The 19,281-nt window shown below is 61.1% G+C and carries 17 protein-coding genes; 8 read left to right on the top strand and 9 right to left on the bottom strand.

The genetic code is table 11. The features are described 5' to 3' along the window. Positions 1–30: 30 nt before the first annotated feature. Entirely contained in the window at positions 31–345 is a 315-nt protein-coding gene (gene groES / locus NT26_RS10570; RefSeq protein WP_052642052.1) for a co-chaperone GroES, read from the bottom strand. Positions 346–365: 20 nt separating this feature from the next. On the opposite strand from groES, the gene NT26_RS22955 reads away from it, so the two are divergent. Further along, positions 366–521, top strand: a complete 156-nt coding sequence (locus NT26_RS22955; protein ID WP_162197769.1) for a hypothetical protein — start codon at positions 366–368, stop codon at positions 519–521. A 102-nt stretch (positions 522–623) separates the two neighbouring features. Further along, positions 624–896: an usg protein gene (locus tag NT26_RS10565; RefSeq protein WP_052638788.1), complete on the top strand. Its 273-nt coding sequence runs from the start codon at positions 624–626 to the stop codon at positions 894–896. Between the two features lie 30 nt (positions 897–926). Here NT26_RS10565 and NT26_RS10560 read toward each other — a convergent pair whose 3' ends face one another. Then, entirely contained in the window at positions 927–1,229 is a 303-nt protein-coding gene (locus NT26_RS10560) for a DUF982 domain-containing protein (RefSeq protein ID WP_052638787.1), read from the bottom strand. A gap of 348 nt (positions 1,230–1,577) precedes the next feature. Between NT26_RS10560 and NT26_RS10555 the strand changes: the two genes are divergently transcribed. Continuing rightward, entirely contained in the window at positions 1,578–4,484 is a 2,907-nt protein-coding gene (locus tag NT26_RS10555) for a hybrid sensor histidine kinase/response regulator (RefSeq protein ID WP_052642050.1), read from the top strand. On the opposite strand, the gene NT26_RS10550 is transcribed toward NT26_RS10555, so the two are convergent. Further along, a complete protein-coding gene (locus NT26_RS10550; RefSeq protein ID WP_052638786.1) occupies positions 4,462–4,956 on the bottom strand; it encodes an MgtC/SapB family protein in 495 nt (164 codons plus the stop codon). The two genes, NT26_RS10555 and NT26_RS10550, sit on opposite strands and share 23 nt — an antisense overlap. Positions 4,957–5,050: 94 nt before the next feature. Further along, positions 5,051–6,307 carry an AGE family epimerase/isomerase gene (locus NT26_RS10545; RefSeq protein ID WP_052638785.1) on the bottom strand — a complete coding sequence of 419 codons (1,257 nt, stop codon included), beginning with the start codon at positions 6,305–6,307 and terminating at the stop codon, positions 5,051–5,053. A 150-nt stretch (positions 6,308–6,457) separates the two neighbouring features. On the opposite strand from NT26_RS10545, the gene metH reads away from it, so the two are divergent. After that, positions 6,458–10,231: a methionine synthase gene (gene metH, locus NT26_RS10540; protein ID WP_052638784.1), complete on the top strand. Its 3,774-nt coding sequence runs from the start codon at positions 6,458–6,460 to the stop codon at positions 10,229–10,231. A gap of 33 nt (positions 10,232–10,264) precedes the next feature. On the opposite strand, the gene NT26_RS10535 is transcribed toward metH, so the two are convergent. The 5 genes from NT26_RS10535 to NT26_RS10515 form a co-directional block, all read right to left on the bottom strand. Continuing rightward, complete coding sequence (locus tag NT26_RS10535; protein ID WP_052638783.1) at positions 10,265–11,320, bottom strand: ABC transporter ATP-binding protein; 1,056 nt, start codon at positions 11,318–11,320, stop codon at positions 10,265–10,267. 12 nt (positions 11,321–11,332) lie between these two features. Beyond that, entirely contained in the window at positions 11,333–12,124 is a 792-nt protein-coding gene (locus NT26_RS10530) for an ABC transporter permease (RefSeq protein ID WP_052638782.1), read from the bottom strand. Continuing rightward, complete coding sequence (locus NT26_RS10525) at positions 12,121–12,996, bottom strand: ABC transporter permease (protein WP_052638781.1); 876 nt, start codon at positions 12,994–12,996, stop codon at positions 12,121–12,123. The genes NT26_RS10530 and NT26_RS10525 overlap by 4 nt, the downstream gene beginning before the upstream one ends. Positions 12,997–13,111: 115 nt before the next feature. Next, positions 13,112–14,218 carry an ABC transporter substrate-binding protein gene (locus NT26_RS10520; protein ID WP_052642048.1) on the bottom strand — a complete coding sequence of 369 codons (1,107 nt, stop codon included), beginning with the start codon at positions 14,216–14,218 and terminating at the stop codon, positions 13,112–13,114. A gap of 126 nt (positions 14,219–14,344) precedes the next feature. Beyond that, positions 14,345–15,232, bottom strand: a complete 888-nt coding sequence (locus NT26_RS10515; protein ID WP_052642046.1) for a MurR/RpiR family transcriptional regulator — start codon at positions 15,230–15,232, stop codon at positions 14,345–14,347. 163 nt (positions 15,233–15,395) lie between these two features. Here NT26_RS10515 and NT26_RS10510 point away from each other — a divergent pair, with 163 nt between their 5' ends. The 4 genes from NT26_RS10510 (at position 15,396) to NT26_RS10495 (ending at position 19,238) form a co-directional block, all read left to right on the top strand. Then, a complete protein-coding gene (locus NT26_RS10510; protein WP_052638780.1) occupies positions 15,396–16,190 on the top strand; it encodes an N-formylglutamate amidohydrolase in 795 nt (264 codons plus the stop codon). A gap of 67 nt (positions 16,191–16,257) precedes the next feature. Further along, on the top strand, positions 16,258–16,767 hold the full coding sequence (locus tag NT26_RS10505; RefSeq protein WP_052638779.1) for a TRAP transporter small permease subunit: 510 nt from the start codon (positions 16,258–16,260) through the stop codon (positions 16,765–16,767). After that, entirely contained in the window at positions 16,764–18,089 is a 1,326-nt protein-coding gene (locus NT26_RS10500) for a TRAP transporter large permease (RefSeq protein WP_052638778.1), read from the top strand. The genes NT26_RS10505 and NT26_RS10500 overlap by 4 nt, the downstream gene beginning before the upstream one ends. Before the next feature lie 102 nt (positions 18,090–18,191). Beyond that, entirely contained in the window at positions 18,192–19,238 is a 1,047-nt protein-coding gene (locus NT26_RS10495; protein WP_052638777.1) for a TRAP transporter substrate-binding protein, read from the top strand. Positions 19,239–19,281 lie beyond the last annotated feature (43 nt).

Below are 19,281 nucleotides of genomic sequence, written 5' to 3'. Positions count from 1 at the left end.
CAGCTGGTTATGACTGAAACTGCGGCGCACTCAGGCGGCCTTCTTCTCGGCCACTCGGGCCTCGATCACGCCCATCACGTCGCTTTCCTTCATGATCAGAAGGTCTTCGCCGTCAATCTTGATCTCGGTGCCGGACCATTTTCCGAACAGGATGCGGTCGCCGACCTTAACGTCGAGCGCCTGGATCTGGCCCTGCTCGTTGCGGGCGCCTGGGCCGACGGCGATCACTTCCCCTTCCTGGGGCTTTTCCTTCGCGGTATCGGGAATGATGATGCCGCCCTTGGTCTTCTCCTCTGAGTCGACGCGGCGCACCAGAATGCGATCATGAAGCGGTCGGAACGTCATCTTTTCCTCCTGGACAAACAATGATGATCAATTTCCCCCTGCCGGACCGGATGACCAATCCGGACAAGTGCCGATCCTCTGCTGTAGCAATCGGCGGCACTCGATTTGGTTGGGCATTTTCCGGGATTCAAGAGGCTTCAACAAAAAAATCAGCACTCGGTGGTCGCGGCTGCTAACGCTATGTAAAGGAACGCCTATTCGGTCTGGCAGTTACGGTTTCTGTTGATCGGAGGGCGCATTTGCGGCAGCCTGTCATGCAGTTGTAACGGAGATGAAGAATGCGATTTTCGTCTGATCTGGAATACCAGCTGAACGGTTACGGCCTCACCACCGCCCACATCCTCTATCGCCTGCCGGATTTTGGTTCAGTGCTGCAGACGTACGTCTGGCAGGACTACGACCTGGCGCCCGAGTTCCCCGAGATGCGTAAGTTCCTCGATTTCTGGGAGAGCAATCTGGAAGGGCCGCTTCATTCGATCCGCTACACTCATAAGCGGCTCATCGGACCTCAGGAGTGGAGACAGATCGACGGCGAGTTCAAGCTGCATTGAACGGAGGGACCGCTCCAGCGGCCCCAGGAATCAGACGGGCTGTCTCGCGTCTGCCGGTGCGTCGGTCAGGATCGCGGGCAGGTGATCGTCTTCGTAGGCGAGCAGCCCATGTCTGCGCGCGAAGGCCGTGAAGGCCGTTCGCGCAGTTTCAGCCTCGATCTCACCGGCCAGAGCGGCACGGCAGGCCTTCAGGGCAAGTGAATACAGACGGTCCCTTTGCCAGGACGGGCGATCGTTCAGGAACGCTGTGGCGCCGAGCACACTCTCGATCTGGGCGGGGTAGCCGACGCCGACGACAATCGGTACAGGGGCAAGAAAGCAAAGGTCACGCATCTCTCCTCCTCGGATCATCAAGCTTCTATGTCAGCAGGTAACCCGATTGTCTTCCTGCTGGATGGCTGTGCAGTGGTTCCATTAGGTGGTGGCCGGGGCGTCCCTTCGTTCACAGGAGGACGCTCTTGAGACAGTTTAAGCTGGGGGCTGCCCAACCCGAACCTATTACCTGCGGACCCAAACCGCCTGAAAATATCGGATAAAGCCCGATTTTCTTCAAGATCGCGAGCAGACGATATTAAGATTTTCCGGCTCGGATGAATCGGCAGCTTAGCCATGGTCGGCAGCGCAATTGTCATCCCCGGCGGAAGCTATATAACCAGTACGTAATCTGGCATGGGAATGGGTATGTTTCGGCGGACTGGCCTATCGAATTTCGATCTGAACGAGTTGTTCAATCTCTCTCCCAATCCCTACGTCCTCCTGGACCGGGATCTGCGTATGGTCGGTGCGAATAACGCGTATTTGGCGGCAACCGCGCGGTCCGAGGAGGAGGTAATCGGTCACCTCATGTTCGAGGTGTTTCCCAGCGACCCGAATTCCGGGCACGGAAAGATGCTGCGGGATTCCTTCGCCAGGGTGTTGGCAACCGGGGATGTCGACCATCTTCCAATGATTCCCTATCCCATTGCTGGGCCCGACGGGCTGATGCAGAACCGGTATTGGAGTGCCACTCACACGCCGATCAAGGACGCCGAGGGCAGGGTAAGCTTCATTCTCCAGCACACGGTCGACGTGACGGAACTGCATACACTTCGGCAGGGAGCGGGTGCTGCCGAAGACTGGAAGATGCAGACCGACCTGCTGCGCCGGGTGGATGCGGTTCAGGGGCAGAACCGTATTCTGGGGGAGGAGCGGGAGTACCTCCGCAAGCTGTTCGAGCAGGCGCCCGGATTCATGGCAGTGCTGCGTGAACCGGAGCACATCTTTACGATCGCCAATCGCTCCTATCGAGAACTGGTCGGTCGGGAGGACCTGATCGGCAAGGCCGTGCGGGATGCGCTTCCGGACATTAGCGGGCAGGGCTTCTACGAACTGCTCGACCAGGTCTATACGACGGGGGAACCCTATGCCGCCAATGCGGCACGCGTCGTCTTGGATCGGGGGGCGCTTGGGCCGCAGGAGCGCTATCTCGATTTTGTCTACCAGCCGATCCGAGATGCTGACGGTAAAGTGTCTGGCATATTCGTTCAGGGACACGACGTCACCGCCCTGAGACTGGCCCAGGAAACGGCCAAGGAAAACGAGAACCGTTTCCGAACGCTTGCACAATCGCTCCCCAACCAGGTCTGGACGGCGAGACCGAACGGCGAGGTGGAGTGGTGCAACGACCAGGTATACCGCTACAGCGGGATGCAGAAGCTGCATTTCGATGCCCATAACCGCTCCGCCATGGTCCATCCCGACGATGCCGAGCGAGTCTCGCATGAATGGCAGCAGTGTCTGCGCACCGGCAAGCTCCTTGAGGTGGAGTTGCGACTGCGCCGCAATGACGGCGTCTACAGGTGGTTCATCAGCCGAGCCGCCCCGTTGACCAACAGCGACGGCGACATCATCCTCTGGGTGGCTACCAACACCGACATCGAGGAACAGAAGCAGACTGAGTCCCACCTCGAGTATCTGGCGGAATCGCTTGGTCAGACTATCGAGGCGCGCACCCAGGAGCTCGAACGCACGCAGGAGGCGCTGCGTCAAAGCCAGAAGATGGAGGCGATCGGCAACCTCGCCGGGGGCATCGCCCATGACTTCAACAATCTGCTGCAGGTCATCACCGGCAATCTCCAGCTCCTCGGCCGCGACCTTGCCGGGAACGAGGTTGCAGAAAGACGGGTCTCAGGTGCCCTGGCGGGTGCCGCCCGTGGCGCGCGGCTCGCGTCTCAGTTGCTCTCCTTCGGACGCCGGCAACCGCTTGAGCCGAAGGTCATCAATCTCTCGCGCCTGATCCGCGAGACGGATCAGCTGCTTCGGCGAAGCCTCGGGGAGGCGATCGAGATAGACACCATTGTCGGTGGCGGCCTGTGGAACACGCTGGTGGATCCAAGCAATGTCGAGAACGCCCTTCTCAACCTCGCAATCAATGCACGGGATGCGATGGATGGAGAGGGCAAGCTGACGATCGAATTGGGCAATGCGTTTCTCGATGACGAATATGCGCGCAACGCCTATGACGTGAAGCCGGGGCAATATGTGATGCTTGCCGTCAGCGACACCGGGTGCGGCATGACGCCGGATATCCTGGAAAAGGTCTTCGATCCCTTCTTCACGACGAAGCCCGATGGCAAGGGCACCGGGCTCGGTCTCTCCATGGTCTATGGCTTCGTCAAGCAATCCGGCGGGCACATCAAGATCTACAGCGAGCCAGGCAACGGAACCACGGTGCGGATCTATCTTCCTCGATCGCTGGAAGCAGAGGATGTCGTTGCCGACAGCCTCGTCGGTCCGGTCACCGGCGGAACGGAAACAGTGCTTGTCGTGGAGGATGATGAGGCGGTACGCGAGGTCGCGGTCGGGCTGCTGACCGAACTCGGCTACAAGGTGCTTCGAGCCAAGGACGCGGACAGCGCACTGGCAATCGTCGAGAGTGGAGTGGCGATCGATCTGCTGTTCACGGATGTAGTGATGCCCGGCCGCCTCAAGAGCCGCGATCTCGCTCGCAAGGCGAAAGAGCGCCTGCCGATGCTCGGTGTGCTCTTTACTTCCGGATATACCGAGAATTCCATTGTTCATGGTGGGAGGCTCGACCCCGGGGTCAATCTTTTGAGTAAGCCCTATACGCGCGAGGCTCTCGCCAGGAAGCTGAGGCAGGCTATCGAGCAGGGTCGGGAAGAAGGTGCTTTGCGCAAGCAAGTGCCGGAACCCAATCCCGCCGCAAAGGATGCTCCGATCAACGTTCTTCTGTGCGAGGACGAGGCGCTGATCCGCATATCGACCGCGGATTTCCTGCAGGATGTGGGCATGAACGTCATCGAGGCCGGTACCGCAGGCGAAGCCATCGCCGCGGCGACCGGCCAGTCGATCGACGTGCTGGTCGCCGATGTTCACCTGCCCGACATGAGCGGCGTTGAACTGGTGCGAGAGGTCAGGCAGCGCTTGCCGGCACTGCCGGTCATATTCGCAACGGGGGACCGCAAGATGTCGGAAATGGACGGTCTCGAAAACACCGCGCTCATCACCAAGCCCTATGACTATGAGACGCTCGCAAGCCAGATCCGGTCAATGGCGTCGGCACGGGCTAACCTGCGTCTTCTTCCTTGATGCCGACCGCGATCTCGGTCTTGCGCAGCAGCCAGAGGACAACGAGGCCGGTCATGGTGGCGATGATGGCTACGACCCACATGCCAAGCCCGACGGTGAGTCCCACGCCGGCGGAAAGCCACATGCTTGCGCCGGTCGTCAAGCCGCGGACGGATCCGCGGGTATAGACAACAACGCCGGCGGCGAGAAATGCCACGCCTGACGTCACGGCTTCCACAAGGCGTATCGGATCCATCCGGGTGTCGGTGTCGCCCGTCCCCATGGTCTGCAGCATGTGCAGCGTCACCAGCGCGTAGATGGTGGCGGCAAGGCCAATGAGCATGTTGGTGCGAATGCCGGCCGTATTCTTTCGGATTTCGCGTTCCAAGCCAATAAGACCGCAGAGAAAAAGGGCGCCGAAAATTCGCAGGAACAGGATCCGGATGTCCACGGGAGAAGTATAGGAGAATTCGGCGGCCAGAACGTCAGTCATCGTGGGCGGTACCCGTCATGCAATCGTCATCCGACAACTGACGATCCGCGCGTAGGTTCCGACGCAAGGGCTGCCAGTCGATACCGCCTTGGCGCTACAGCCGGCCTCCGGTCTCCTGGATTGCGCGGACCAGGCTGCCGGTCGCGGGAAAGAGCGGGATGAGGCAGGCCTGCAGTGCGTGGTAGATATCACCTTTGCCCGGGAACAGGGCATGGGACGGTTCAAGCTCCTCCGTGAGTTCCTCGTGCCAACCCCCGTTTGCGTGGTCGATGAAGCGGTTGGCGATCATGCTCCAGACCAGCCGATAGGTATCTTCGTAGAAATCATCGGCCGGCAGGTGCTCGTTCAGGAAATGCGCTGCACCCGTCGCTTCGCACATGGGCCACCAGAGCTTGCTGGTCTTGGCCGGCCGGTCTTCCCAGTCAAGGGTGTAGAAGAGCCCGCCACGCTCCTTGTCCCACCCCAGTGACATCGCCTGCACGAAGAGTGACTTGGCGGCCTCGGGCATCCAGCCATGCTGCTTGCCGCCCAATGACCAAAGCTGCAGCAGAAGCCGCGACCATTCCATCCAGTGACCGGGGGTCGTGCCAGCGGGACGGAACATTTCGTTCCGGTGATAGTAGTTCCGGTCGATCTGCCATTCTGCATCGAAATGCTCCGCCACGCGAAAGCCAACGCTTCCAGCGGCGCAGCGGATGACCAGATCGGCAATGCTCTCGGCCTTCTCCAGATAATGTCTCTCGTCGGTGACTTCGAAGGCGGCCATCAGCGCCTCCGTGAGGTGCATGTTGGAATTCTGACCCCGATAGTCTCCGCCATCGATGAGCGACCAGTCCACTCCGAACTCCTCGGCAATCGCCCCATGTCGGCTTTCCCAGAAGCGTGTGTCGAGGATTTCCGTTACGTCGGCGAGCATCTGGTCAGCCAGGGGATGACCGGCAGCCTTTGCGGAAGAGGCCGCCAGCAGAACGAATGCGTGTCCGTAGCCCTGCTTGGTGTCGTCGACAGGCCCATCGTCATTCAACGACCAGAAGTAGCCGCCGTTGCGCTGGTCGCGGTGCTGCTGCCACAGGTAGCGGACGCCATGATCGATGATGTCTCCGGCACCTGGCCGACCGAGCAGATAGGCGATCGAGTAGCAGTGGACCATGCGGGCCGACGTGTGGATGCCGCGTGTCGCCTTCTGCGGATCAAGGGGAAGGCCCTCCGCTGTCAGGTCATGGAAGCCGCCCTTCGGATCGATGGCACGATACTGGAAGAAATCCATGAGCGCATCGGCCTGACGCAGGAGCCACTGCCGATGGTAGTCGCGCTTCGCCCACGTCCTCGGCATCGCCGCCTGATCGCTCATGAAATCCTCCGGAAGCCAAAAATGTAGCCGCGAAGGTATAGCGGGAGCGGGCAGGGCTGTCATCGCGTTTGTAGGCGCAAGATGGTGTTGTCTGTTTGACATAAACATATCTTTATGCGCTTATGAGGAGCGCCTATGAAGGAGATATGTATGTTCGACGAGCTTTTCGGTCCGGAGGCTGCACCGCGTGACGGAAAGGAAGTGCTTGCCGCTCTTCAGAAGGCCGCCCGCGAGCGCATCCTAGTCATCGACGGGGCGATGGGCACCCAGATTCAGGGGCTGGGCTTCGACGAGGATCATTTCCGGGGCGGGCGGTTTGCGGGCTGTGCCTGCCACCAGCAGGGCAATAACGACCTGCTGATCCTCACCCAGCCCAATGCAATCGAGGAAATCCATTACCGCTATGCCATGGCTGGCGCGGACATTCTCGAAACCAACACCTTCTCCTCTACCCGTATTGCGCAGGCTGACTATGAGATGGAGGGTGCCGTCTACGACCTGAACCGCGACGGTGCGCGGCTCGCGCGCCGAGCAGCGCTGAGGGCGGAGAAGGAGGATGGTCGCCGTCGCTTCGTCGCCGGCGCGATCGGTCCCACCAACCGGACGGCCTCCATTTCACCGGACGTCAACAATCCCGGCTATCGGGCAGTATCGTTCGACGACCTGCGGATCGCCTATGGCGAGCAGATCGACGGCCTGATCGACGGCGGCGCCGACATCATCCTTATCGAGACAATTTTTGATACGCTCAACGCGAAGGCGGCGATCTTCGCCTGCGAGGAGCGCTTCGCAGAGAAGGGCGTCCGCCTGCCGGTGATGATTTCCGGGACGATCACGGACCTTTCCGGCCGCACGCTGTCGGGACAGACCCCGTCGGCCTTCTGGTACTCGGTGCGGCACGCCAACCCCTTCACGGTCGGCCTCAACTGCGCGCTTGGCGCCAACGCGATGTTGCCTCACCTGCAGGAACTTTCGGCGGTGGCCGACACCTTCATCTGCGCCTATCCAAATGCAGGTCTTCCGAACGAATTCGGCCAGTATGATGAGTCTCCCACGGACATGGCCCGGCAGATCGAAGAGTTTGCCCGGGAGGGGCTGATCAACGTCGTCGGCGGTTGCTGCGGCTCGACCCCCGAGCATATCAAGGCCATTGCCGAAACCGTGTCGCGCTACCCAGCCCGCGAGGTTCCGAAACACAGGCCGTTTATGTCGCTGGCCGGCCTTGAGCCCTTCGTGCTGACAAAGGACATCCCCTTCGTCAATGTCGGCGAGCGGACCAATGTCACCGGCTCCGCCAAGTTTCGCAAGCTGATCACGGCCGGCGACTACACGGCGGCGCTGGCCGTCGCCCGCGACCAGGTGGAAAACGGCGCACAGGTCATCGACATCAACATGGACGAGGGGCTGATCGATTCCGGTCGGGCCATGGTGGAATTCCTCAACCTCATTGCGGCCGAGCCCGACATCGCCAAGGTGCCGGTAATGATCGACTCCTCGAAGTTCGAGATCATCGAAGCCGGCCTGAAATGCGTCCAGGGCAAGGCGATCGTCAACTCCATCTCGCTAAAGGAAGGAGAAGAGAACTTCCTCCACCAGGCCCGACTGATCCGCAACTATGGCGCCGCCGTCGTCATCATGGCCTTCGACGAGGCGGGGCAGGCGGACAGCTACGAGCGCAAGGTCGAGATCTGCGAGCGCGCCTACAAGCTGCTGGTCGAGACGGTGGGCTTCCCACCCGAGGACATCATCTTCGACCCGAACATCTTTGCCGTGGCGACGGGCATTGAGGAACACAACAACTATGGCGTCGACTTCATCGAGGCGACGCGCACCATCCGCGAGAAGATGCCGCTGGTCCACATCTCCGGCGGCGTCTCCAACCTCTCCTTTTCCTTCCGCGGCAATGAGCCCGTGCGCGAGGCGATGCACGCCGTCTTCCTGTACCACGCCATCCAGGCGGGCATGGACATGGGCATCGTCAATGCAGGGCAGCTGGCAATCTACGAAAACATCGACGCCGATCTTCGCGAAGCCTGCGAGGATGTGGTGCTCAACAGGCACGACGACGCGACCGAGCGGCTCCTCGAGATCGCCGAGCGCTATCGCGGCGCGGCCGGCAAGGAGGCGAAGGCACAGGATCTGACCTGGCGCGAATGGCCTGTCGAAAAGCGCCTGGAACATGCATTGGTCAACGGTATTACAGACTTTATCGAAGCGGACACGGAAGAGGCGCGTCTGCAGGCCAAGCGCCCACTTGATGTGATCGAAGGGCCGCTGATGGCAGGCATGAACGTCGTCGGCGACCTGTTCGGGTCCGGCAAGATGTTCCTGCCGCAGGTGGTGAAGTCGGCTCGCGTGATGAAGCAGGCGGTCGCGGTGCTCCTGCCTCACATGGAGGAGGAGAAGCGACTGGCCGGGGGCGATCAGCGCCAGTCTGCTGGCAAGGTGCTGATGGCGACAGTGAAGGGTGACGTCCACGACATCGGCAAGAACATTGTCGGCGTTGTTCTCGCCTGCAACAACTACGAGATCATCGATCTTGGCGTGATGGTGCCGGCGACGAAGATTCTGGAAACGGCGGTTGCGGAAAAGGTCGATATCATCGGTCTCTCCGGGCTCATCACGCCGTCTCTCGACGAGATGGTGCATGTGGCGTCCGAGATGGAGCGGCAGGGGTTCGACATCCCGCTACTGATCGGTGGCGCAACGACCAGCCGCGTCCACACAGCCGTCAAGATCCATCCGCGCTATGAACGTGGGCAGGCGGTCTACGTCACCGATGCCAGCCGTGCGGTCGGCGTGGTGTCTTCGCTGCTCTCGCCTGAAGCGAAGGCCGGCTACGTGGACACAATCCGGGCCGAATATGCCAAGGTCGCGGCTGCCCATGCCCGCAGCGAAATGGAAAAGAAGCGTCTGCCGTTGGCACGGGCGCGCGAAAACGCTGAGAAGCTGGATTGGACGAACTATCGTCCGAAACGCCCGAGCTTCCTCGGGACGCGCAGCTTTGACCACTACGACCTGGCGGAACTGGCCCGCTATATCGACTGGACGCCGTTCTTCCAGACATGGGAGCTGAAGGGACGGTTCCCGGCGATCCTTGAAGACGAGAAGCAGGGCGAGGCGGCCCGCCACCTGTGGGCCGACGCACAGGCGATGCTGGCGAAAATCATCGAGGAGACATGGTTCAGGCCGCGTGCGGTGATCGGCTTCTGGCCGGCCAATACGGTCGGCGACGACATCCGGCTGTTTACCGACGAGACGCGCGCACAGGAACTCGCGACCTTCTTTACGCTCCGCCAGCAATTGTCGAAGCGCGACGGACGACCGAACGTCGCCCTGTCCGACTTCGTTGCACCCTTGGGCAGCGGTATCGAGGACTATGTCGGTGGTTTCGTGGTCACGGCCGGCTTCGAGGAAATCGCCATCGCCGAGCGTTTCGAGCGGGCGAACGACGATTACTCGTCGATCCTGGTGAAGGCGCTTGCCGACCGATTTGCAGAGGCATTTGCCGAACGAATGCACGAGCGGGTGCGCCAGGAGTTCTGGGGCTATGCGCCGGGCGAGAACTTCACCAATGAGGAACTCGTCAGTGAAGCCTATGGCGGTATCCGGCCGGCACCGGGCTATCCGGCTCAGCCGGACCATACGGAGAAGGATACGCTTTTCCGTATTCTCGACGCCGAAGCCCAGACGGGGGTTACCCTGACCGAAGGCTATTCGATGTGGCCCGGTTCATCGGTCTCCGGCCTCTATATCGGTCATCCGGATTCCTACTACTTCGGCGTCGCCAAGGTGGAGCGGGACCAGGTGCGGGACTACGCTGCCCGAAAGGGTATGGAGATCGCGGCCGTAGAGCGCTGGCTCGGCCCAGTTCTGAATTATGTTCCGACCGGATCTGGAGAGGCGGAGGACGAGGCAGCCTGATCAGCCGCCGGGCCAGGTGGATGGTGAACGGTCTTAGTCCGCCACCACGAGCAGGTCCTGCGCCGAAAAGTTGAGCGTCACCTGCTCGCCGGGTGCCGGCATTCTGAGATCTGGGGCGTTGAACATGTCGAAAGATATCGCATTGCCGCCGACGTCGATCTTGGTGCGGACCACCGAGCCGAGGAAGCTCGATGAGAGGACGGTCCCCTGCAAGGCACTGTCGCCGCCCTCGGAGATCGAACCGGCTTCGGGGCGCAAGGCGAGCAGGATTGGCTCGCCCGCCTTGTGGCTCCCGGGCAGGTCGCGCAACCTGACCAACTGGTCGCCGATCCGCACTGTCTGCGCGGCCGGGTCTTCCACCTTCGCGTCGATCATGTTGAGCGTTCCGACGAAGGAGGCGACGAAGCGAGTGGTCGGCCGATTGTAGATTTCCGAGGGCGTGCCGATCTGGTCGGCGCGGCCGGCATTCATCACGACGATGCGGTCGGAGATCGAAAGGGCCTCTTCCTGGTCGTGCGTCACGAAGACCGTGGTGATGCCGAGCTGCCGCTGGATCTGACGGATCTCCTCGCGCAGCGAGATGCGGATCTTCGCGTCTAGTGCCGATAGCGGTTCGTCCAGCAGCAGGAGTTGTGGCTTCGGCGCCAGCGCCCGGGCCAGCGCCACGCGCTGCTGCTGGCCGCCCGACATCTGGTAGGGGTAGCGATCGGCGAGGTGCTCGAGGCGGATCAGCGCCAGCATTTCCTTCACCCGTGCCTCGATCTGTGCCTTCGGCGTGCCTGCCACCTTGAGCCCGAAGGCGACATTGTCGAAGACGTTCATATTGGGGAACAGCGCGTAAGCCTGGAAGACCATGCCGATATTGCGCTGGTTCGTCTTCAGCCGGCTCTGGTCCCGGCCGTCGATGCTGATCGTACCGCCGGTCGGCGTCTCGAATCCGGCGATCATACGCAGCACGGTCGTCTTGCCGCAGCCGGATGGGCCGAGGAAGGAGACGAACTCGCCCTTGTCGATCGACATGTTGAAGTCCTTCACCACCTGCACGGCGCCGAAGCTTTTCTGGAGGTTGTCGAGAACCAGGAACGACATGCAGTAGGATCCTTAGATGCGCGAGGGCGCCGCCTTGCTGAAACGCGACACGAGCTGGATGAGGCCAAGGCAGCCCCAGGTGATGGCGAAGGCAATGACGGACAGGGCGAACGGCTCGTAAGCCTTGTTGGCGCCGATCCGCTGCAGATACGGGCCGAACGCCGGGCGGTCGAGGAGGGCCGCCAGCGTGAACTCGCCGATAACGATCGCAAAGGTGAGAAACGCCCCCGAAAGCACCGCCGGAACGACGTTCGGAAGGATCACCCGGCGAAGGATCGTGAACCAGCCGGCGCCGAGGATCTGCGCGGCTTCCGTCAGCGTGGCGACGTCGATGGTTCTAAGCCCGGTATCGACCGCCCGGTACATGTAGGGCAGCGCCAGGATGGTATAGCCGAAGGCGAGGAGCGCGTTGGTGCCAAAGACGGAGCCTGTCAGCGGCAGCCAGCTCGACGTGTTGTAGAGCCGGATATAGCCAAAGACGACGACGATCGCCGGTATGACGAGCGGCAGGAGCGTGACGAATTCCACATAGGGACGGGCCCAGGGCATCTTCAGGCGCACCCAGAATGCGGTTGGGACGACGATTACGATGCCGATGGCAATCGTCACCAGTGCCATCACCACCGAATAGGTGAATGTCGCCTGAAACTGCGGATCGGCGAAAACCTCGCGATAGGCATCGAAGGAGTAGACGCCCCGCCGTGCCTTCAAGGAAAACTCGAAGAGACCCCCAAGCGGCACAAAGAAGTAGAGGAGGCCGAAGATGAGGACCGCCCAGCCGATGATGCGTGCGCCGATACTCATTTCAGCCACCTTTCGGCGCGGATGCGCAGCCAGATGTAGACCACGTTGGCCACGGCCGTGACGACGATCATCCCGAAGGCCATGGCATAGCCGAGGTTTGGATTGCCGAGCACATCTCCGCGGATCTGTGCAAAGAGCTGGATGGGCACGATGTTGAGGCTCGATCCGGTGAGGGCGATGGCGGTCGCGACGGCGCCGAAGGCATTGGCAAAGAGCAGCGCGAAGGTGCCGAGCAATGACGGAAAGAGGATCGGCAGCGCTACCATCCGCCAGTACTGGAGGGTAGAGGCGCCGAGCACCTGTGCCGCCTCCCGCCATTCGCGGCGCAGGCCTTCCAGCGCGGGGGTGATTATAAGGATCATCAGCGGGATCTGGAAGAAGAGGTAGGTAACGGTCAGGCCCCAGAAGCTCAGGATGTTGAAGCCAAGGTCGCGTTGCAGGACGATCCCGAAGTTCTGGCGGAGCAAGACGGTGACGAGACCAACCGGACCAAAGGTCGCCAGGAAAGCGAAGGCCAGCGGCACGCCGGCGAAGTTCGATGCGACGCCCGAGAAGGTCATCAGCGGCGAGCGCACCCAACGTGGCACCGCACCGAAAACAACGGCGACGGCCATGCCAAAGCCAATGATAGATCCCAGCGCGGCGGAGGCGGCGGAGATCTTAATCGAGATCCAGTAGCTTGACGGGATTGTCCCGCTGTTGAGGTCGATGATGTTCTGCAGCGTGAACGACCCATCGCGGGTCTGGAAGGCGCCGATTACGATATGCATGGTCGGCAGCACCAGAAACAATGTCACGAAGAGCGCAAAGGGCGCCAGCCCGAGCCAGGTCAGTGGCAGGTGCAGCCGGGTTGCGGGAGAGCTATTGGTCATGGCGCGGTCGTCTCCCTCGGCTCGGCTGTTGATCTGTGGCGAAAATACGGCGAGTGCCGATCAAATGGCAAGCCCGGCCCGAATGCTTCGGACCGGGCCACCCAGTGAAAGCGGATTACTGGACGTTGGCGCCGACGACGCTGTCCCAGCCGCCTGTGACGGCGGCCTTGTTGGCATTCTGCTCCTCGACCGTCGGGAAGACCGCCGCTTCGTAGCTTTCAGCCGGCGGCAGGGCGTCCATCAGTTCCTGCGGGATCTTGCCGGCCTTTGCCATGGCGTTGAAGCGAGCAGGGTGGCAATAGCCCTTCAGCCAGAGGTTCTGGCCCTCGTCCGAATAGAGGTATTCCATCCAGAGCTTGGCGGCATTGGGATGCGGCGCATAGGCCGAGATGCCCTGGACGTAGACCCCGGCCAGCACGCCGGTCTTGGGGACGACGACCTCCACCGGCGGGTTGCCCTTCAGCTCGTCGCGCCATGCGAGGGCGTTGTAGTCCCAGGCGACCGCAATCGGCGTGGCGCCCTGGGCGATCGTGCCCGCCTTCGCGATGACCGGTACAAAGTTGCCGGCCTTGTTCAGCTCGGCGAAGTACTCAAGACCGGACTTGCCGGATTCCTCGCCAGCCTTGGCACCTTTGGAAAGACCGGCTGCAAGCACGGCGAGAATGGCCTGGTTGGAGGCGCGCGGGTCACCGGCGAGGGCGACCTGTGCGGCGTAATCCGGCTTCAGGAGGTCGGCCCAGTCCTGCGGCACCGTCTCAACCATGTCCTTGTTCACGATGAAGGAGAGCACGCCGTAATAGTCACCGTACCAGTAGCCTTCGGCATCCTTGATGTCGTCCGGAATCTCGTCCCAGGTAGATACCTTGTAGGGCTGCAGCAGGCCTTCGTCCTTCATCTGCGGGCCGAAGGCCAGACCGACGTCGATGACATCAGGGGCCTGCGGGCCCTTGTTGTCCTTGTTCGCCTTGATGGCTTCCACTTCATCGGCCGAGCCAGCATCGGGGTTCAGCTCGTTAACCTGGATTTCCGGGTACTTTGCCTTGAAGCCGGCGATGACTTCGCCATAGCCGCACCAGCTGTGGGGCAGCGCGATAGTGGTCAGCATGCCTTCCTTCTTGGCGGCTTCGATCAGTTCCGCACTGGGCTCGGCATAGGCCAGGCTCGTCGAGGCGATGACGACGGCGGTCGTCAGAGAGAGAAAGCGGTGGGTCTTGTTGAGCACGATATCCTCCTGAGGTTGGTCGTGTGGCGGCGACTCGTAGAGCCGGTTCATGTACGGTATGTGACAGTCTGCACAGGCGAGTATTCGCTGATAAGTCTCGTGCACTGCAGGCTTTTCGCCGGACGCTCATTCCAGCTTGTGTCGGTGCGGACGGCGGAAAAGACGCGATTGCTCGAAGAGCTCTTCAAGCGAGGTCATGCGTTCGCGCGTCCTGTCCCAGGTGGCGCTCTGCACGGCTTCGATCAGTGCCTCGACGAGAAAGAGAGTCACGACCGAGGAATCCCAGGCGCTGGGCGCTTCTATCCGGGCGCGGAAAGTGTGCTGGGCATGTTTTGCGACCGGCGAGCCCCAGATGTCGGTGATCAGGACGATCACGACGCCGTTCTGCCTTGCGACCTCCGCCAGTGTTGCCATTTCCTGCTCGTAGCGACGAATGTCGAAGATCACCAGGACATCGCCGCGGTTCATGTTCAGCACATGCTGTGGCCACGAACTAGAATTGTTCGAGATCAACGTCGCCCTCGGGCGGATGACCTGCATGTGCGTGAAGAAATACTCCGCGAGCGCTCCGGTGATGCGACCGCCGACGAAGTAGATGCTGCGATCGAGGTCGCCCAGCAGTGCTGCCGCACCTTCGAACGTCTTGGTATCCAGGTCGGAAAGTGTGTCGCGGAGGTTGGCGGTCACCGCTTCCGCGAAGCGATTGAGGATGTGCGTCCCCGGCGCGTTCAGCGCCCATCGATCATGCTTGGTAATCGGATTGGAAATCGTTTCCTCAAGCTCGTGGTGCAGGTGGGACTGGAATTCCGGATATCCCTTGAAGCCGAGCTTCTGCACCATGCGGGCAACTGTGGGCGTGGAAACGCCTGCGTTTTCCGCAATCGTCGTGATGCTCCCGAGGCCGGACACCGGATAGTTCTCCAAGATCCTGTCGGCCAGCTGCCTTTCGGCACGCGTCAGGCTGTCGTAGCGGGTGCGGATGACATCCGAGACGGTGCGTGCGGCGGTTGGCACTGATGCTGTTCCCTTCCGGTCTTCGCCGGTTGACAAGATTTAACTCTTCTTTCCTTCGGGGAGTCAATGCGCGTGATGAAGAGAAATTTTCAGATCTGCATTGACGGAGGAATGAAGATGAAGAATTCTCTTCGGTGTGTTCCACACTTGCGCTCCGGACGACATGCTGGCCGAAAAGACATTCTTCACGGAAAATGACGGCGAGCCAGTCGCAATCGAAAACCCCCGGGGACGGGGCGAGGTGCTCCTCGTTTGTGAGCATGCTTCGCGCAGACTGCCGAAACGCTATGGGACGCTCGGCCTATCCGAAGACGCGCTTGTGTCGCACATCGCCTGGGATCCGGGCGCGCTCGCGGTTGCGCGGCTCATTTCGAAGCAGCTTGACGCCACACTGATCTACCAGCGCTTTTCCCGGCTTGTCTATGACTGCAATCGCCCGCCGGAATCGCCCGCCGCCATCCGGGACGTCAGCGAACTCTTCCGCATTCCGGGCAACGAGAACCTGTCGGAGGCGGAGAAGTCGCTACGCACCACCTCGCTCTACCTGCCTTTTCAGGGCGCGATCCGCGACGAGATTGCGGCGCGACGGGCGAGGGGGCTGCAGACGGTGCTCGTCACGGTCCACAGCTTCACGCGCGTCTATTTTGGACAGGAGCGGGCAGTGGAAATCGGCATCCTCCACGATACGGACAGCCGTCTGGCCGACAGGATGCTGCAGACAACGGGAGGGACGTCCCCTTACCGGCTGGAGCGGAACGAGCCGTATGGCCCGGCAGACGGCGTGACTCACACGCTTGAACTTCATGCCTTGCCTGCTGGACTTCTGAACGTGATGATCGAAGTCCGCAACGACCTGATCGCCGACGAGGCTGGCCAGAGCGCGGCGGCAGATTTCCTCAGCAAGTTGTTGAGGGAGAGCATTGGGACGCCGACCAAGAACAACAAGAATGGCGGCTGACGAGGTGGAACGGACTGGGAGAATGAAAGGGTGCACGATCACACCATGCTAGCGGCGGCGGGCGCCGATGCCTGACGTGCTGAAGACTTACGTCCGCGTTGTCGACCGATTCAATCGCGGGGTCGGCCGCGTGACCATGTACCTTATCTTCGTGATGATGGGCATCCTTCTCTGGTCGTCCATGTCGAAGGCATTCTTCCTGCCTTCGCTCTGGACGCTGGAGATGGCTCAGTTCGTGATGGCCGCCTATTTTCTGCTTGGCGGCGCCTATTCGCTGCAGCTCGACTCGCATGTCAGGATGGACCTTGCCTATGGTCGCTGGTCGCCCCGAACCAAGGCGATAGTCGACGTGGTCACCATCTTCATGCTGTTTATCTACCTGTTCTTCCTCCTCTATGGCGGCATATCCAGCACCAACTACGCGATCCAGTACAGCGAGACGAGCTACTCGTCCTGGTCGCCTTACATGGCGCCGATCAAGATCGTGATGGTGATCGGCATCTTCCTTACCCTCCTGCAGGCAACCTCCATCTTCATCAAGGATCTGGCGGTTGCGCTGGGGAGGCCGCTGGCATGAGTGCAGAACTGATCATCCTGTTCATGTTCTCCTCCATGCTGCTCAGCATGCTGACGGGGCAGCGCGTTTTTGCCGTGATCGGATTCGTCGGCGTCGTTGCTGCCGCGATCCTGTGGGGCAATGGCGGTTTTGAACTCGGCTTCTCGGCCGCGATGAAGCTGATGAAGTGGTATCCGCTTCTGACGCTGCCGATGTTCATCTTCATGGGCTACCTTCTGTCGGAGTCCGGCATTGCGGAAGACCTCTACAAGGCCTTCCACGTCTGGATGGGCGGTCTTCGCGGCGGCCTTGCCGTCGGCACGATCGGCCTGATGGTCATCATCTCGGCGATGAACGGCCTCTCCGTAGCCGGCATGGCGATCGGCGCGACGATTGCGCTGCCGGAACTGCTCAAGCGCGGCTACGACAAGACCATGGTGACCGGCGTCATCCAAGCGGGCAGTTCGCTCGGCATCCTGGTGCCGCCAAGCGTGGTGCTCGTGCTCTACGGCATGATTGCCCGCCAGCCGGTCGGCCAACTCTGGCTTGCCGGTGCCTTTCCGGGCCTGCTCCTCGCAGCTCTTTTCATCATCTACATCGTCATCCGCTGCCGTCTGAACCCGGCACTTGGTCCGGTGCTCCCCAAGGAAGAGCGGGACATTCCGCTCTCGGAGAAGCTGAAGCTGCTTCGCGCCGGCATCCTGCCGTTCCTGATCTTCTTCCTGATGATGGGGCTTTTCCTGATGGGCTATACCAGCCTCGTGGAAAGCTCCGCGGTCGGCGCGCTGTCCGCTCTGGTCGTGGCCGCCGTGAAGGGGCGGCTCGGCAACGGCGTCCTGACGCGGACGATCGAGCAGACGCTCGGCATCACCTGCATGTTCATGTGGATCATCCTCGCCGCACTCTGCTTCGGCGCCGTCTTCGACGGGCTGGGAGCGGTCCGCGCGATCGAGGGACTGCTAGTCAACGATTGGGGCCTTTCGCCCTGGACGATCCTCATCCTGATGCAGCTGTCGTTCATCCTGATGGGCATGTTCCTCGATGATACGGCCATGCTCGTCATCGTCGCGCCGCTCTACATCCCGCTGGTCGGCAAGCTCGGCTTCGACCTGATCTGGTACGGCGTCCTCTACACGATCACCTGCCAGATCTCCTACATGACGCCGCCCTTCGGCTATAATCTCTTCCTGATGCGGGCCATGGCGCCGCCGGAGGTTTCGTTGGGAGACATCTACCGATCGGTATGGCCTTTCGTCATCATCATGATGATCGGGCTCGCCATCATCATGGCGTTTCCGCAGATCGCACTCTGGCTGCCGGAGCATGTCAATGTTCGCGGCTAGCGCACTCGGAACATCAACAAGAGAGCCCGGGCAACGGGCCGGCTTCGCACCGGACAACTCGGTGCGGCGTGACTGTATCAATCATCAACAGAGGGAACAGACATGACCAACAGAAGACAATTCCTGAAGACGGCGGGTTTGACCGCCGCGGCAGCCGCACCAGCCATGCTGGCCGCACCACATGTAAAGGCGCAGGCGCCGATCCGCTGGCGGCTGCAGACCTATGCCGGCCCGGCGCTTGCCGAAGAGGTGGTTCGTCCCTGCGTGGATGCTTTCAACAAGGCCGCCAATGGACAGATGGAGATCGAACTCTACACGGCCGACCAGCTTGTGCCGACGGGCGAGCTGTTCCGCGCCATGCAGGCGGGCACGATCGACGCTGTTCAGTCGGACGACGATTCCATGAACTCGCCGGTCGACATCAAGGTGTTTGGCGGCTACTTCCCCTTCGCCTCGCGCTTCGGCCTCGATGTGCCGACGCTGTTCTACCAGTTCGGTCTGGCCGAGATCTGGGATCAGGCCTACTCGGAGGTCGGCGTAAAGTGGCTTTCCGCCGGCGCGTGGGATCCATGCAATTTCTCTACAAACAAGCCGATCAAAACGCTGGAGGACTTGAAGGGTCTTCGGGTCTTCACCTTCCCGACTGCAGGCAAGTTCCTCACCCAGTTCGGCGTTGTCCCGGTCACCATCCCATTCGAGGATGTCCAGGTCGCGATGCAGACCGGCGAGATCGATGCCATCGCCTGGTCCGGTATCACAGAGATGAAAACGTCCGGTTGGGAAGATGTGACGAAATACTTCCTCACCAACAATATTTCGGGCGGCTGGTGCGGCTCGTTCTTTGCCAATGCCGATCGCTGGAACGAGGTGCCGGAGCACCTGCAGGTTCTGTGGCGCGCCTGCATGGATTCATCCCATTTCCGGCGCCTTCACTGGTATTGGGGCGGCGAGGCCCGCCTGCGCGCCGGTGAGAGCAAGCTCGAACTCACCACCGTCCCGGATGCAGAATGGAAGACTGTCGAAGAAAAAGCCTACGAATTTTGGGAGGAGGTTGCCGCTCAGAGCGAACGCACCGCGAAGGTGGTGCAGATTCTCAAGGACTACCAGGCGATCATGGAAAAAGCAGGTCCTCCGTACCGGAATACTTGATTGACTAAACCTAAGTTCAGGCCGGCATTTCGCTGGACGCCGG

It is taken from the genome of Pseudorhizobium banfieldiae (assembly GCF_000967425.1).
In the GTDB taxonomy this organism is placed as follows: Bacteria; Pseudomonadota; Alphaproteobacteria; order Rhizobiales; family Rhizobiaceae; genus Neorhizobium; species Neorhizobium banfieldiae.
This window is presented reverse-complemented; position numbering and strand designations above follow the sequence as displayed.

Excerpts from the sequence above, each read along its gene's own strand:
- groES (WP_052642052.1), bottom strand. The coding sequence starts at position 345 with ATGACGTTCCGACCGCTTCATGATCGCATTCTGGTGCGCCGCGTCGAC.
- NT26_RS22955 (WP_162197769.1), top strand. The coding sequence starts at position 366 with ATGATGATCAATTTCCCCCTGCCGGACCGGATGACCAATCCGGACAAG.
- NT26_RS10565 (WP_052638788.1), top strand. The coding sequence starts at position 624 with ATGCGATTTTCGTCTGATCTGGAATACCAGCTGAACGGTTACGGCCTC.
- NT26_RS10560 (WP_052638787.1), bottom strand. The coding sequence starts at position 1,229 with ATGCGTGACCTTTGCTTTCTTGCCCCTGTACCGATTGTCGTCGGCGTC.
- NT26_RS10555 (WP_052642050.1), top strand. The coding sequence starts at position 1,578 with ATGTTTCGGCGGACTGGCCTATCGAATTTCGATCTGAACGAGTTGTTC.
- NT26_RS10550 (WP_052638786.1), bottom strand. The coding sequence starts at position 4,956 with ATGACTGACGTTCTGGCCGCCGAATTCTCCTATACTTCTCCCGTGGAC.
- NT26_RS10545 (WP_052638785.1), bottom strand. The coding sequence starts at position 6,307 with ATGAGCGATCAGGCGGCGATGCCGAGGACGTGGGCGAAGCGCGACTAC.
- metH (WP_052638784.1), top strand. The coding sequence starts at position 6,458 with ATGTTCGACGAGCTTTTCGGTCCGGAGGCTGCACCGCGTGACGGAAAG.
- NT26_RS10535 (WP_052638783.1), bottom strand. The coding sequence starts at position 11,320 with ATGTCGTTCCTGGTTCTCGACAACCTCCAGAAAAGCTTCGGCGCCGTG.
- NT26_RS10530 (WP_052638782.1), bottom strand. The coding sequence starts at position 12,124 with ATGAGTATCGGCGCACGCATCATCGGCTGGGCGGTCCTCATCTTCGGC.
- NT26_RS10525 (WP_052638781.1), bottom strand. The coding sequence starts at position 12,996 with ATGACCAATAGCTCTCCCGCAACCCGGCTGCACCTGCCACTGACCTGG.
- NT26_RS10510 (WP_052638780.1), top strand. The coding sequence starts at position 15,396 with ATGCTGGCCGAAAAGACATTCTTCACGGAAAATGACGGCGAGCCAGTC.
- NT26_RS10505 (WP_052638779.1), top strand. The coding sequence starts at position 16,258 with ATGCCTGACGTGCTGAAGACTTACGTCCGCGTTGTCGACCGATTCAAT.
- NT26_RS10500 (WP_052638778.1), top strand. The coding sequence starts at position 16,764 with ATGAGTGCAGAACTGATCATCCTGTTCATGTTCTCCTCCATGCTGCTC.
- NT26_RS10495 (WP_052638777.1), top strand. The coding sequence starts at position 18,192 with ATGACCAACAGAAGACAATTCCTGAAGACGGCGGGTTTGACCGCCGCG.